Source organism: Bacillus cereus, from assembly GCF_002567495.1.
Lineage (GTDB): Bacteria > Bacillota > Bacilli > Bacillales > Bacillaceae_G > Bacillus_A > Bacillus_A cereus_AQ.
Genome location: NZ_NVAP01000035.1, coordinates 110,875 through 126,027 on the forward strand (window position 1 = coordinate 110,875; position 15,153 = coordinate 126,027).

Genomic DNA, 15,153 nt, shown 5'->3' on the forward strand with positions numbered 1-15,153 from the left:
CTATTTACCATTACAATGAAATGGTGTATTCTTAAGTTTGATAAAAAACAAATATTGAAATTCATTCGCCTTACTATGTAAAAAAAGGCTTTATACCCCTATTTTAGGTGTTGTAATAAAGGAATGAAGAACTGGAGGAACATATGGTTAATAAGTTGAAACAAACGGATAACTACTTCCCACATCTCCTATTGCTATTCATTGTGTTTCAACCAATCTTAGATTTATTAACATCTTTTTCAATCTATATATTACACATGAGCGCAACAGTTGGAGTTGTAGTCCGTTTCGCCTTTATGCTTCTTGCATTAGGATACCTACTTCTTCATCACAAACAACAAGATACGAAAAAGTACATTCTCTATTTATGTTTACTTGGAATCGCACTCGCAATCGGTCTTGTAAATAATATGATGGTTAAATCTCCAGTTTCATTTGGAGAAGAAGTTAAATTCATTTTAAAGAGCGTATATCCAATTGTGCTACTGTTTGGATATATTATCGCCTTTAAAGAGCTAAAAAATAAAGAGTATGTGTTTCATAAAATCATTACATATTTCTTATATGCAACTTTAATTTTAAGCATTACAATGATTGTCGCAATGCAAACTGGAACGGATTTTCCAAGCTATCCTCACTCAAAAATCGGCTCAAGAGGTTGGTTCTTCGCTGGAAATGATTTAAGTTCTCTTTTCGCCATTATGTTCCCAATCATTGTCTTATATTCGATTCATAAAACAACTTCTTTCTCGAAAATATATTACTGGATTCCAACAATACTTGCGATGTATGCAAGTATTATGGTCGGAACGAAAGTCGGATATGGCGCAATTGTTATTACATTAGGCGTAGCACTTTTCTTCTCATTCATTGAATATATGATAAATCGTAAAAAAGAAGGTAAAGGATTCACACATATTGTAAATACCGTTGTTACCGCGGTTATACTAGGAGGTTTAATTGCTCTTACACCGCATACTCCTATCGCAAAAAATATGGGTATTCACATGCAAATATACGAATACAAAAAATCAGTACAAGAAGAAATAGATCGAAAAGAAGGCAAAGTAATTAAAGAAGATCCAGAAGATGCAAAAAAACATGCAAAAGGTGAACTTACAGATTCTGAAATGAAAAGTTTGATTTACAGTGATCGCGACAAATTCTTAAAAACATACAAACAATACTATAAAGACGCACCGCTCTCACAAAAACTATTCGGAATGGGTTACGCTGGTAACTACACAGATAAAATTAAGTTAATTGAAATGGACTTCCATGACCTATTTTTCGCATTTGGAATTGTCGGTTTCCTTATTTACTTAATACCGCTTCTATACTTTGGTATTAAGTTATTCATCCGCATGATCACGAACTTTAAGAAAATCATGACCGTAAAGTATATGCTATTAGCGAGCACACTCATTCTATCACTGGGTATTGGCTTTATGTCTGGCCACGTATTAACAGCGCCAGCCGTTAGTATTTTCTTCGTTGTTATACTCGCTTATATCATTGTTGATTTTGAAATTGAATAAAGTGAAACTTTATTTAGCGGGGGTTTTACGGGCAGTTAATGCGGGATAAAAAGAAGGTGCTACGAACTATCAGTAGCACCTTCTTTTTTATTTAATTAATGTTTTACGTATTCTAAACTTTCTTTTGCGATATACGCTTCAGTTACAGTAGGATTATCTGAAATAACTTTAACCCATGCTTTTCCATTTATTATTTCTTCACCAGTAACTGTGACAACCGCATTTGTATTTAAACGATACAGTCGCTCATTTGATATGCTAGGATTCTTTTTCACTTCCACGTTATTCATCACACGTGCAAGTTTGTACTTGTTGTATTCTTTTTTACCTAAATAAGAATCAAAACGATTCATATGCCCCGCTACTTTTTTACCCCAGTTCGCATCAGATGCATATTTCGCATTTAAACCAGCGGCTTTATCACCTGTATATGTTGCTGTATAACGCCAATGCCCTGGATTTAAATATCCTTCATTCATATATACTTTCGCTGCATGTTCAATGCAATCTTCTTTTGAATTAAATGCTTCCCCATTACCATATGGGCTATCATCTGTTGCTTTTAAACCAAATAAATTATTTTTGTCTTTTGCAAGAGCGCTTGTTCCATAATAACTCTCATGAATTGCTAATGAATATAAGAATAATGCATTTACATTATACTTACTTTCTACTTCTTTAATTTTCTTTCCTAAACCAATTAATGGAGAGTCTGGCTTAATCGATTTCACATAACTATCTAATTGTTCAGCTGTATAATCTGTTTTCGAACGTAATGATAAATAATTGAAATATTGATAGAAAGTTTCGTCTCCAAATGTCTTTCCATCTACACTATACATTTGCTGTCCTTGCTTCATGAAAGAAGGTGCCACACCATATCTAAATTCTGTATATCCAGGTGAGCTTGTATTATATGTATAATATTTATGGTATAAATATCCATCTGTTTTCACATAATAAGACGACTGTTTCATTTCATTTGTAGGAATTAAATTGATTTCATTCTTCTTCACATAACCTGTTAAACCAGAAAGTTGAACTTTCACACGATCTTCGCTAACTTCTAACACTTTAAATTCTGTTCCATACTGAAGATACGTATATACTGTTGACAAATTCTCATCATAAATATTAATAATGTTTTGCCCAGTTATTCTCTTCGCAATTGCAAAACCATCTTTAATCCATAAAAATTCGTTCTCGTATTTCACCGCATTCATACCTTTATTTTGAGCAGCCGTAACCGCTTCTTTATACGTATTATAGCGCTCTACTTCTTGCTCTGTTCCGTTTTCTCTTACGTTTGTCACGACATATTTCTTAGTTTCTACAGGATTGCTATTTCCGTTTTTTTCAATCGTCTGAAGCATACGATCCAACATAGCTGAAGCCATACCTCTTGTAGCTGATAAATGTGGTCTAAATGTATTATCTTCTGGATACCCTTTAATAATTTGAGTAGCTACCATAACTTGTACATGCTCTTTATAGTTAATACTATCTTTATCAGTAAAGGTAAGCGGACTTACAGCTACTTTAATATTTTTATAGTCTAACGCTCGCTTTACCATTATCGACATTTCTTCACGTGTAATCACATCATTTGGTGAGAACGTCTCGTTAGTACGACCATTAATAATTTTCGCTCCATATGCTCTACTTACACCATCATATAAACCGTAAGTCTTCGGCACATCCTCGAAATTCGAATCAGCTTTCGGTAAATTTAAAGCCCTTGCTATGAATGTAGCAAACTCTGCTCTTGTTACTAATTTATCAGGCGCATATACATTCTCACCATACCCCATTAAAACTCCTTTAGTAATAAGTGAACGCATATGAGTCTCAAACATATGTCCTGTAATATCATCATTTGCCGCATAACTTGAAATAGGAGTTAAAAGTAATGATCCCGTTAATGCCACTGCTGTTATACCTTTTGAAAAAGTCTTCAAGGTTATCCTCCTCGTAATCTACGAATTTATTATCACAAATTTGATTATATAATAATCGCAATCAATTTAGCATAATAAATAGAAATTAACATAAAACGTTTTTATACTTAGAATTTTCATTAAATTCCACACAAAACAAAAGACACTTTATTTTTTTAATAAAGTGCCTTTTCCCATATGACCAATGAGTTTCTTTGTTGCCTGTTCGCCTTGCAACCGAAGCTTATCTATTGTCAATTGTAACTCTTGCTGCACAGTTCCTTGTTGCATTAATTGCTTTTTCGCAATCTCATATAAATACTCAGCACTCCATTCGCCATCCACACTTCCTATAACTGGCTGATTCACTTGACTTAAAAACGAATCAATTTTTGGATCGTACGAAATCCCGACCATTGGAGTTTTGGCTACAGCAGAAAAAACAAGTGCATGAAGACGCATACCAATTAGCAGTGAACATTGTGATAAAATGAATATTTTCTCGTCAATATCCATTTTATATGGAAGCATATAGGTCTCTTCTCCCATTAAGTCTACTACTTCACGTGAAGCTTTTTGATCAAATGGCTCATGCATTGGAACAAATAAAATTTGGTATCCTTCTTGCTTTAATTTTTTTAATGCTATAGCTAATTTTTTTATATAATCTTCTTTTGCATTCCAATAACGCACACTAACCGCGATTACTTTTCCATGTATCGAATGCTTTTGTAACCAATCCGATTGTTTTGTCCGTTTCCATGTTAAAACAGGGTCTGGAACAATTTCAATATCATTTTTTATGCCAAGTCCTTTTAAATATAAAAACGAATCCTCATCTCGAACGGATACATAGGAAGCTTTTGACAAGTTCCATTTTACTAATAGACGATTATATCCTTTTGTAATTGGCCCTATTCCTTGTGAATAAATATAATACGGCTTTTTTAATAATCGAGCGAGTCCCATAATACCCGTATAATATAAAATACTCTTCGTACTTGTCTGATCTTGAAGAAGGCTCCCGCCACCACTAATAACTCCATCACTGTTTTTTATCGCATGATAAACAGCTTTTATATCCCAACGATCTACCGATTCTACACCATACATTTCCTTTGTATAGTTAGAATCATTTGATAGTACTACTAGTTCTATATCCGGGTTCTCTTTACTTAACGATCCAATAATTGATTGTAGAATCGCTTCGTCTCCAACATTATAAAAACCATAATATCCTGATAAAACTAAACGCACCCTAAATCTCCTCCAAAACTAGGTAACCGTTTATTTCATCTATCATAAACTGGTAACCATTCCTTACCTAAACACTCGATACCCTATATCGTTTCCTCTTTATCAGTTCATATAAATTTCAATAAAAAAATTAAATTTATATATTTATCTTTTCAAAAATGGTATTTTTTTTATTGATATCCATTTTAATTTCAAAGCACATATACCATACAAAATGGTTGCAATACTTAATGCTATACCACTGAATACTAACGTCATAATTCTTGAAGATGTAACATCTATCATATTACATAGTTCATACAATCCTAGTCCGAAAATACATGCTATTGCTAGCACGCCAAAAAAGCTTTTTACATGAATAGAATAGGCAATATAGCTTCGAATATACAAATGATTTACAATACAAATCAATACGTAAGTAATTAATGTACTATACGCCGCTCCATCTATGCCAAACTTCTCCACTAACATCATGTTTAACACCACTTTCACACAACTCGCACCGATAACAATCCATGCAGCTTGTGCAGAACGATTAATCCCCTGTAAAACACCTATTGATAGTACCATAACCGCAGTAAAATACGAACTGCCAATCATAACTGTTAACATACTACTGCCTTTTACGTCTGTGAACAATCCGATATTTAACGGTACTGTTAATGCCATCAACCATATTGTTAATGGTGCTGTCAAAACATGCGTTAGTCGATTTGTATTTTGAATTGTTATTTTCGCCAAATTTATATCTCTTTTGGCCAATGCGGAAGTTAAGAGTGGTATTAATGGAAATACAATTGCACTTGCAAAAATAACAATTATTTGCGTGAATGCAAAACCACGACTGTATATTCCAAATTGTTCTTGAATTTCTGTTGATGATCCTTGTAATACATGCGGTATTGTAAGCGAGTCTACTAAATTTAAAAGTGGCATTGATAAAGCTCCGATAGCAATCGGAATCGATACCTGCAATATCTTTTTCCCGTTTTCTCTTAAATCTCGGAGCGAATAGGAATTGCTTTTATTGTAGTATGGACTTCTATTATATTTTATACGCAAATATATAAGCGAGCTAATGACTCCAAGAAAAGATCCAACCATCGCACCACTAGTGATAACAGTATTACTCTTATCCCATGATACTAGTATGTAAGCAATTATTAACATAAAAAACACACGTACAAATTGCTCAATGACTTGTGATATCCCTGTTGGTTTCATATCGCCGAAACCTTGAAAATACCCTCTATAAACCGCCATGTATGGCGCAATGAGTAATGCTAATGAAGTAATAAGCAACGGCATTCTAGTTTCTTGTCCACCAAGCATATTTGCAATTTCAATAGAAAATAATGCAATGACTACACATCCGAAAACACCAAATGCTATTCCTATAATTGATGCGGATGTAAATAATTTCGCAATTTCTTTTTGCTTATTTTTTTCGTTCAACTCTGCAATTAGTTTCGAAATTGCAAGTGGAACTCCGGCTACTGATAATGTAAGAGCAATCATATATACAGGAAAAACGAGTCGGAAAATACCAAGCACTTCATCTCCTGCAATATTTTGTAATGGAATTTGAAAAAAACTACCAAGCAATTTCGACAAAAAAGTTGTAATTGTTAAAATTGCTGCTCCTTTTACAAACTTTTTATTCATATTTTTTCTCTTTTCTTTTATACATATACTCTCAAACATATTGTTTTAAACGATAGGGGTTCATTTTACCCCACTGGTTATCATAACAAATTTATTATAGGTTGAATACTTGGTTTTTTTTACAAAATAGAAAAGAGAACCAGTTCAAGCCTATCTCTTCACAATATTTTTTCTAATTCCTTCCATTATATATGTACACATTATAACCGTTTTTGTTACTCAAAAAGCTCTTCTTCTCTATCATTGCGATATATATTACTAAAAATATTATAAGAATATCCCACAACTCTACATTATAATTTATGTAAAATTGTGAGATATTCTAATTACCATCTAAACACTTAAGATTTTCAATTGTTCTTTCTGTTCATCGTTCGCCATTACTACGATTGTTTTTTCAATACTCGGGTGTACTTGCTCAAGCTTTACACTTGCCCCTGCTTTATTTGATTGCTCAACAAAATTTAATAATGCCATAGCTCCTGATACATCCATATAACGCACATCTTTCATACGTAAAACAACCGGTGACTTCACACCTTGTAAAGTAGAGAAAATACGATCTACTGATAAGAAAGAGAGCGGTCCTTGAATCGTATACGTTTCTTCTCTTTCTTTTACGATAGAAGTTTTACGTTCTTTACATTTCACCATATATATGATGAACGAAAGAATAATACCGAATGCAACAGCAATCATTAAATCGAACTTCACCGTCACAATCATCGTTACGAGCATAACAACGACATCACCTTTAGGAGCGACATGCATCTTTTTCATGCTTTCCCAATCGAACATTCCAATACCAGTTAAAATTAAAATACCTGATAGTACAGCAAGTGGAATATATTGTACGACCGAACCAAGCCCCATAATAAAAATGAATAAGATAACACTATGCATACACGCCGAAAGTGCCGTTTTACCGCCACTTCTTATATTCACGATAGACCTTACAGTCGCACCTGCACCTGCTAATCCGCCAAACAATCCGCTCATCATATTACCGATACCTTGTCCAACGAGCTCTTTATTACTTTTATGACGTGTACCTGTCACATTATCCATTACGACCGATGTTAACAACGAGTCAATCGATCCTAATAAAGCAATACTAAGCGCTGGTAAAATAAGTGCTGCTATTCCTGTTCCACTTAAAGATGGAATATGAAGCGTAGGCATCGCTTCTGGAATGGTTCCAATCTTTTCAATTACTTTATTTAACGAAAGATTTCCGATAATCGGTAACTTTACTGTAAGTCCTTCGAGTAGGGAAGAAAATAAAGGTAGTAAAGCTGTCACACCGACTAGTGCTACTAAACTAGACGGAATCGCCTTAATCCATTTACCAGAAACAATCATTACAATAATCGTTAACACAACAAGTAGAAAACTATTTTGTACGTGCTTTATTTCGCCTAAAATAATGATTAATGCAATACCATTCATAAATCCTGAAACGACAGGATACGGAATATATCGAACGTAAGAACCGAGCTTACATACACCGAATAAAATTTGAAATAACCCTGCCATCATAAAGGCAATAAAACTTGCCTCTAACCCGTGCGTCGCAATAACTCCTGTTGCGATAACGGTAATTGGTCCAGTTGGCCCCGTTACTTGCCCAGGTGTCCCGCCAAATAACGCTGCGAATAAACCTGCAAAAATCGCACCATACAATCCAACAAGCGCTCCCTCAGACGTTCCTGTCGCAGCAATACCAAATGCAATCGCAAGTGGCAACGCAACAATCGCAACAGTAAATCCCGCTAAACATTCCTTTGCTATTTTTTGAAACATATAAATAACCACCTTTGTATAAAGTCCATGTTCCATTGTACACCTAAAAAGATACATTCGTTAGCTCACTTTTTACATTCTCGTGACGGAAACGTATTCAATGAAAAGTTTCCCCCTTATCTTTGGAAACAATTGCAACTATGCTATAATGAACAAATTAAATCTTTTACTATATACTTGGAGGCACTATGCTAACTTTTGAAGAAAAATTATCGATTATTGAATCTTTCCCAGAATTAGAAAGAAAGAACGTATCATTAAAACGTGTAAACTTCCACTTTGAAGAAAGTCGTTTAGATAAAAAGAACGTTGTATTTCATTTACACCCAAATGGAAATGGATTTGTGTATGCAAGCGGTATTAAAGGTTACAAAACGGATGATAAAGGTATGGTTAACATCCGTGAGTTTTCAGCAGAAGAGTTACGTTCAGTAATTGAGAAATCAATTGACCTTCTATCACAAGAAGAAGTAGTAGCACCTGTAGAACCTGCAAAAGAAGAAGAATGGCAGAACGAAGATGGTCATATTCTTACTCTTATTTCAGAGGATGACATGTGGAACGTATACGCTGGTGTAAACTTAGACGGTACATTCAACTCTTATCCAGAAGCTGCGGAATACCTTGATGAAGAAGGTTTTTCACGCAAATAAAAATAGAAAGTGGGTATCCCCCACTTTCTATTTTTTTGCCCCTTTCAAAGACTCCCTCAGCACAAACTTCTGCAACTTCCCGCTCGCATTACGCGGAAGTTCATCTACAAATAAATAATGACGCGGACGCTTATAATCTGCTAATTCGTCACTTTCTTTGCAATACATTTCCAAATCAGCTTCTGTTATTGTTTCATCTTTCTTCACAATAACTGCCACCACACGCTCTCCCCATAATTCATCTGGCTCACCAAGTACCGCCACATCTAATATACCGGGATGACTATGAAGGAAATCTTCAATTTCGCGAGGGTAAATATTTACACCACCGCTAATTACCATATCATCAACGCGATCTGCAACGAATAAATAACCATCCTTATCGAAGTATCCTAAATCACCAGAATGATACCATCCTTTATACATCGATTTTTTATTCGCCTCTTCACGATTATGATAGCCAGCCATCATAGTTGGGCCGCGCAAAATAATTTCTCCCACTTCATAAGGAGGTAATACATCATCTGGTTCTGCCGGTGCCTCTTCATTTGGCTTCACAATACGAACTTCATGGCTAAAACATGGTGTTCCTGCTGAACCAGCTTTCGTAATTTGATCTTCTTCTACTAGAAACGCAACAACTGGTCCCATTTCTGTCATTCCGTAAATTTGAACAAGGTCAATATAAAGACGTTCTTTACATTCCTTCACTAACGCCGGTGCCATCGCAGCTCCGCCATATATCCCGATTTTCATTGACGTTAAATCATACTGAGTTAAATCTTTTTGCAACAACATATTCCACATCGTCGGTGCTGCAAAGAACGTCGTAATCTTTTCTTCTTGAATCGTATGTAATACTGTTTCTGTATCAAAATGGTGTAAAATAACATTCTTTCCGCCAACTTGAATGCGTGGGATGATTCCGGCATTTAATTCACCACAGTGATATAAAGGTGCAACGACAAGCCCAACACTATCTCTATTATATTTTAGGAAATACGTACAAATCATACTATGCTCAGCCATTTCACGATGACGATGTAACACGCCTTTCGGATGACCTGTCGTACCGCTCGTATAAAGCATAGAACAAAAGTCCATTTCATCCATTTCGATATTTACTTTCTCAGAAGGTGCTGCATTCACTTTTTCATGGTAGGAACTTGCATAGGAAGGTTTATCGTCTTCTATAGACCAAAAAGATGTATTTGGAAAATCTCGTTCAATGATAGCAACAGTTGACTCAACTGCTTTTTCAAAAACAACGACTTTCGAGGATGCGTCCTGAAGAATATAAGATACTTCTTTCGCCTTTAAGCGGAAATTAATCGGATTAAAAATCGCACCAATCTTCGCACAAGCTAAGTAAACGTTTACAAATTCATGGCAGTTATATAAGTAAACAGATACTGTATCTCCCTTTCTTACGCCGTCTTCTAATAGAGCGTGCGCCGTTTTATTTATTTGTTCATCCCACTGTTTATATGTCCAGCGAATATTTTTTTCAGGTTCCACTAACGCCTCTTTATTCGGATACTTACCAACAGATAAATCAAAAATTCTCCCTATCGTCATGTACATGCCAACAATTTCCCCCTTTTCTCTTTCATAAATCTATCATTTCGTCCATAAGTAGACATTGTCCTCTAATGTCTTGACTAATTTTTCTGATTATTATCGACATAGTTTTACAACACGTGCAGACCATCGGTAAATGAAATTACAGCAGCGATTTCCCGAATATATCGACTTACCTACAAAAATCAGCAATATAAAAAAGAGGCTATTCCAACTCGGAACAACCTCCTTCTCCTTATACAAATAGCTCTTCTAAAATTTTCAGTTTATCTTCTGTATATTTTACAAAGCCATCGTTATATGATTTTGGATCTTTCGGATTCGCGAAGTGCGTAATTGCCCCCGTCTTCGGATGAACAAATTTACTTGATGCACCGCAACCAAGTCCGATAATTGATTGTACTTCTTCCATAATAACAATGTTATAAATACTTTCTTGCGTCGGCATTGCATAACCAACGTTCTCTAAGTTACCTAAAATATTCTTTTGACGATATAGGTAATATGGTACGTAATTATGCTTTTGCGTCCACTCTTCTGCTTCGTGCATCATCGCTGTAATTTCTTCGCGACCTGCTACTTTATATTTACGTTTGTTTTGCGTCATTTCAGAAGCACGTTTAAATGATAACGTATGAACTGTTAATGATTCTGGCATTAACTTTTCTGTTTCATCTAACGTATGCTTAAAGATATCTAACCCTTCACCAGGAAGACCAATAATTAAGTCCATATTAATATTGTTCATTCCCATTTCACGAGCTAAATGATACTTCTCAATTGTTTCTTCTACAGTATGATGACGTCCAATTGCTTTTAGTGTCTCTTGATGATATGACTGCGGATTAATACTAATACGGTCAATGTTCCATTTATTTAACACTTCTAGTTTTGCTGGCGTAATTGTATCTGGGCGACCTGCCTCAACCGTTACTTCACGCACATTTTTCACATCTGGGAACGCTTCATACATTTCTTCATACAGCATATCCATCTCTTCTGCTGTAATACTTGTCGGTGTACCGCCGCCATAATAAATCGTCGTAACTGTTACACCTTTTTCTTTTAAAAACTTACCAATTTCACGAACTTCATAATGCAAACCACCTAAGAACGAATCAACAGAGCCTTGGCGCCCATTAATTGCATAAGCCGGGAATGTACAGTATGCACATTTCGTTGGACAGAACGGAATACCGATATAAATACTTACTTCTTCTTTCAAACGGTATAAATCCGGAACAACTGCTAATTGGCAATCAACAATGCGCTGAAGAAGTTCAATTTTCTCTTCATGAATTAAATAACTTTCACGAAGTTCTTGATGCGCTTCTTCTTTTGACATACCATTTTGAAGCATTTTATGAAGAAGTTTCGTCGGACGTACTCCCGTTAAAATACCCCAGCTTTGTTCAAGTCCAGTTAACTGCTGAAGAACAGAAAGATATACATAAGAAACAACGTGCTTCACTTGCTTCATACGCTCTTTTTCATCTGTGAAAGCAGATAAATCTTTCGAGAATGTTTCTTCATACACATTTCCTGTGCTAACATCCGTTAATCGAGCGGATGCTTTCACATTATCCTCAATGTGTATATCAACGATCAGATTAGCTTCCTCTTGTTCAAATCCAATCGTACTATCTTCAAAAAATAAGCCGCCAATATTTTGTAGCGGACGTAAAAAACGATCATCTTGTAACGTTTTAATTGAAATTAACACATTATCACCTTTTCATTTGCAAACTCTCTTTAGTTTACTTGAAGGGCGTTTACAGGTCAATACAGAAGGTTTTACCTGTTTCTCTTACATGTTTTCAAATAATTCTTTTTATGAATATCGCTCATGTATATAGACATCATGATTTTCTCTTGTTAAAATTTATTAGTACAAAAAATCGTTACATAGCGAAAATACAATATATAAAGGAGGAATGTTAACACTAGATTCCACAATCTAATGTGTTAAAAAAAATATGAAAAAGAAATTTTATAGTGTTTTAACTCTCTCTCTTGCATTACAAACTGTTCTTGCACCTACTTATTCATTTGCAGAGAGTGCTGAAAAATCCGCCGAAGTATATACGGAGGATCAAGTTTTTAAAAGTATTAAAGAGCATGTTAATGAGCATAGTACTCATGAAGAAGATATCGAGGTTACTGGCCAATTCCTACTATACACTTCAAAAAAACATTCATTATATACCGCGAATGATTTAAAAAACAAATCGAATATCGAGATTACAGAACAAGTCGTAACGGCGACAAAGAAAAAAGAAAATGCTTACTACATCACGACGCCAGCTGGCGCTGGATGGATAGATAACAATGATAATAGCTTAGAAGTTCAAGAGATTCATAAACTATCTAACCAAAAATTAATCGTAAAAGAAGAAGCTTCCATACATGCACTTCCGTTCCAATCATTTAAAGAAGAAGGAAAACTACAGCCACAAGTCATTACTCCTACTGAACAAGCTGGAAATTGGTTTAAAGTCCAAATAAATGAAACAGCAAAATGGATTTATGCACCTTCTGCTACATTTGAAGGTACAAAAGCTTCATTATTAAAAAACAGTCGTACTGCTAAAAATAGTTTATTGAGAGCTCCGGAAGCTCTACAAACAAACAATATTTATGGCGTTACATTTAAAGAAATGATTGTCCCAAAAGGAAATGATGATATTCGCCCTGGCTACCCGATGGTACCTAAATATATTACAATCCACGAAACGGCTAATCCAGCGAAAGGTGCCAATGCTCTAAATCATGCAAAATTCTTAGATAATCAAGCACGCGGAACAGCTGATCGCGCCGCATCTTGGCATTTCACAGTAGATGATAAAGAAATTTATCAACATCTTCCGGTAAATGAAGTTGGATGGCATGCTGGAAATAAAACAGGAAATTATGAATCTATCGGAATTGAAATTGCCGTTAATGAAGATGGAAACTATGAAAAAGCGGTAGAAAATGCCCGTAAATTGGCAGCTTATTTAATGAACGATTTAAATATTTCTCTAGATAAGGTCCAAAAACACCAATTTTGGTCAGGAAAAAACTGCCCTGCGTATATGATTCAACGCGGACAATGGGATGCTTTCTTAAAAGGAACTGAAACATACTATAAGGAAAACCAAAAAGATCCAGTAACTGATGACATTACAGGTGGATGGTATGAACAAGACATTCGTCAATTAGCAGCTAGAGGCATTATGCAAGGAGAAGGAAACGGCAAGTACTTCCCAGAACGTCTTGTAACGCGTGCTGAATTTGCTACATTAATTACTCGTGCTTTACAATTACCAAGTGGAAATGCTAAGTTCACAGACTTAGAACAAGTACACCCATCTTTAAGAGACGGCATTAATCGTGCAGCAAGCGCAGGCATAATCCGCGGACGTGGTGATAATACATTTGATCCAAATACTACAATTACACGTGAAGAAGCTGTTATTATGATTGATCGTTCTCTAAAACATGCCGGTATTTTTGCAAAACAAGTTGAACTACCATTCGTAGACCAAAACTTAATTTACGCTAAAGAAGAAGTACAAAGAGTGTATGGATATGGAATTGTAAAAGGTAATGAATTTAATCAATTCGTACCAAAAGGACCATCACAACGTGCACACGCAGCTGCATTTATAAACAGAATGCTTAGCGTGATTGAAGCTTAAAATATTTATCATTCCATATAGATATTTTCATTTTATCTGTATTAACTTAAAAGGCATCAGAGATTGTATATCTCTGATGCCTTTTATATATCTATTAGCTATTTTTAGCCATGAATCTTAAACGTATTCCTATTAACAGAAGCATAAAACCGATGAATGGAACATAATTCATAGTGTGTCCTGTAGCTGGAAGTTGTTGATTATTAGATGAACCTTGTCCTTTTTCTGGTAAATTAGGTTTTTCTACTCCCTCACCTGGCTTTTCTGTTCCTTCACCTGGTTTTTCTGTTCCTTCACCCGGCTTTTCTGTTCCTTCACCTGGTTTTTCTGTTCCTTAACCTGGTTTTTCTGTTCCTTCACCCGGCTTTTCTGTTCCTTCACCTGGTTTTTCTGTTCCTTCACCCGGCTTCTCTGTTCCTTCACCTGGTTTTTCTGGATCTTTATCTGTATCTTTTTTATTTGTAATTTGAAGCTTTACAACTTCAACTTTTTCATTAGAAATCGTAAATTTGATTTCCTTATTGGATAAAGTGTATCCTTCTGGCGCTTGGATTTCTTTAACAATGTAATCTCCTGGTTCTAACTTCTTAGAAATTGCTTTACCGCTCTTATTTGTTGTTAATGTGTCAATTTTTGTTCCGTCTTTCCAAATTTCAAACACTGCGCCTGCTAATGTTTTATTTGTATTATTAACGTCTACCTTTGTAATTTCTAATTGACCTGTAATTTCTTCTTTCACTTTTTCATTCGTAACTTCTTGCTTTACTACTTCATTCGCTACAACATTTACTTCTACTGTTACTTCTAGTGCTTTATAACCTTCCGGCGCTTTCGTTTCTTCTAACGTATACTTTCCTGGCACTACGTTTTCGAATTTCACAACACCGTCTTTATTTGTTGTTTTCGCCTCTCCAACTATTTGACCAGCTTCATTTTTCAGCTTAAATTCTGCACCGGCTAGAACTTCTCCACTCTCCGCATCCTTTTTGATCACTTGTAAGCTTCCTAGTTCTTTTGCGTTTTCTACTTGTACTTGTAC

Annotated in this window: 9 protein-coding genes and 1 pseudogene; 3 read left to right on the plus strand and 7 right to left on the minus strand. The window is 35.2% G+C overall.

Annotated features, from left to right (window positions below; all coding sequences use genetic code 11):
- The first annotated feature begins 143 nt into the window (after nucleotides 1–143).
- Nucleotides 144–1,538: an O-antigen ligase family protein gene (locus COK05_RS16340; RefSeq protein ID WP_098613403.1), complete on the plus strand. Its 1,395-nt coding sequence runs from the start codon at nucleotides 144–146 to the stop codon at nucleotides 1,536–1,538.
- A 95-nt stretch (nucleotides 1,539–1,633) separates the two neighbouring features.
- On the opposite strand, the gene COK05_RS16345 is transcribed toward COK05_RS16340, so the two are convergent.
- From COK05_RS16345 to COK05_RS16360, 4 genes are all read right to left on the minus strand, one after another.
- Nucleotides 1,634–3,496, minus strand: coding sequence for an S-layer homology domain-containing protein (locus tag COK05_RS16345; protein WP_098613404.1), 1,863 nt, complete (start codon nucleotides 3,494–3,496; stop codon nucleotides 1,634–1,636).
- 147 nt (nucleotides 3,497–3,643) lie between these two features.
- Complete coding sequence (gene csaB / locus COK05_RS16350) at nucleotides 3,644–4,732, minus strand: polysaccharide pyruvyl transferase CsaB (protein ID WP_098613405.1); 1,089 nt, start codon at nucleotides 4,730–4,732, stop codon at nucleotides 3,644–3,646.
- 144 nt (nucleotides 4,733–4,876) lie between these two features.
- Nucleotides 4,877–6,397, minus strand: a complete 1,521-nt coding sequence (locus COK05_RS16355; RefSeq protein WP_098613406.1) for a putative polysaccharide biosynthesis protein — start codon at nucleotides 6,395–6,397, stop codon at nucleotides 4,877–4,879.
- Between the two features lie 333 nt (nucleotides 6,398–6,730).
- A complete protein-coding gene (locus COK05_RS16360; protein WP_098613407.1) occupies nucleotides 6,731–8,200 on the minus strand; it encodes a SulP family inorganic anion transporter in 1,470 nt (489 codons plus the stop codon).
- A 188-nt stretch (nucleotides 8,201–8,388) separates the two neighbouring features.
- On the opposite strand from COK05_RS16360, the gene COK05_RS16365 reads away from it, so the two are divergent.
- Complete coding sequence (locus tag COK05_RS16365; protein ID WP_000954998.1) at nucleotides 8,389–8,853, plus strand: hypothetical protein; 465 nt, start codon at nucleotides 8,389–8,391, stop codon at nucleotides 8,851–8,853.
- 27 nt (nucleotides 8,854–8,880) lie between these two features.
- Here the strand turns inward: COK05_RS16365 and COK05_RS16370 are convergent, their stop codons facing one another.
- Nucleotides 8,881–10,437 carry a fatty acid--CoA ligase gene (locus COK05_RS16370; protein ID WP_098613408.1) on the minus strand — a complete coding sequence of 519 codons (1,557 nt, stop codon included), beginning with the start codon at nucleotides 10,435–10,437 and terminating at the stop codon, nucleotides 8,881–8,883.
- A 232-nt stretch (nucleotides 10,438–10,669) separates the two neighbouring features.
- Nucleotides 10,670–12,157: a coproporphyrinogen III oxidase gene (locus COK05_RS16375; protein WP_098613409.1), complete on the minus strand. Its 1,488-nt coding sequence runs from the start codon at nucleotides 12,155–12,157 to the stop codon at nucleotides 10,670–10,672.
- A 253-nt stretch (nucleotides 12,158–12,410) separates the two neighbouring features.
- On the opposite strand from COK05_RS16375, the gene COK05_RS31020 reads away from it, so the two are divergent.
- The gene (locus COK05_RS31020; protein ID WP_141539124.1) at nucleotides 12,411–14,114 is read left to right on the plus strand and encodes an S-layer homology domain-containing protein; all 1,704 of its coding nucleotides are present in this window, start codon (nucleotides 12,411–12,413) and stop codon (nucleotides 14,112–14,114) included.
- A gap of 94 nt (nucleotides 14,115–14,208) precedes the next feature.
- Here COK05_RS31020 and COK05_RS16385 read toward each other — a convergent pair.
- A pseudogene (locus COK05_RS16385) lies at nucleotides 14,209–15,153 on the minus strand (SpaA isopeptide-forming pilin-related protein); the annotation flags it as partial.

Bases quoted from the DNA above. Each gene is read 5' to 3' on its own strand.
- COK05_RS16360 (WP_098613407.1), bottom strand. From the start codon at position 8,200: ATGTTTCAAAAAATAGCAAAGGAATGTTTAGCGGGATTTACTGTTGCG.
- COK05_RS16355 (WP_098613406.1), bottom strand. From the start codon at position 6,397: ATGAATAAAAAGTTTGTAAAAGGAGCAGCAATTTTAACAATTACAACT.
- COK05_RS16340 (WP_098613403.1), top strand. From the start codon at position 144: ATGGTTAATAAGTTGAAACAAACGGATAACTACTTCCCACATCTCCTA.
- COK05_RS31020 (WP_141539124.1), top strand. From the start codon at position 12,411: ATGAAAAAGAAATTTTATAGTGTTTTAACTCTCTCTCTTGCATTACAA.
- COK05_RS16365 (WP_000954998.1), top strand. From the start codon at position 8,389: ATGCTAACTTTTGAAGAAAAATTATCGATTATTGAATCTTTCCCAGAA.
- COK05_RS16370 (WP_098613408.1), bottom strand. From the start codon at position 10,437: ATGTACATGACGATAGGGAGAATTTTTGATTTATCTGTTGGTAAGTAT.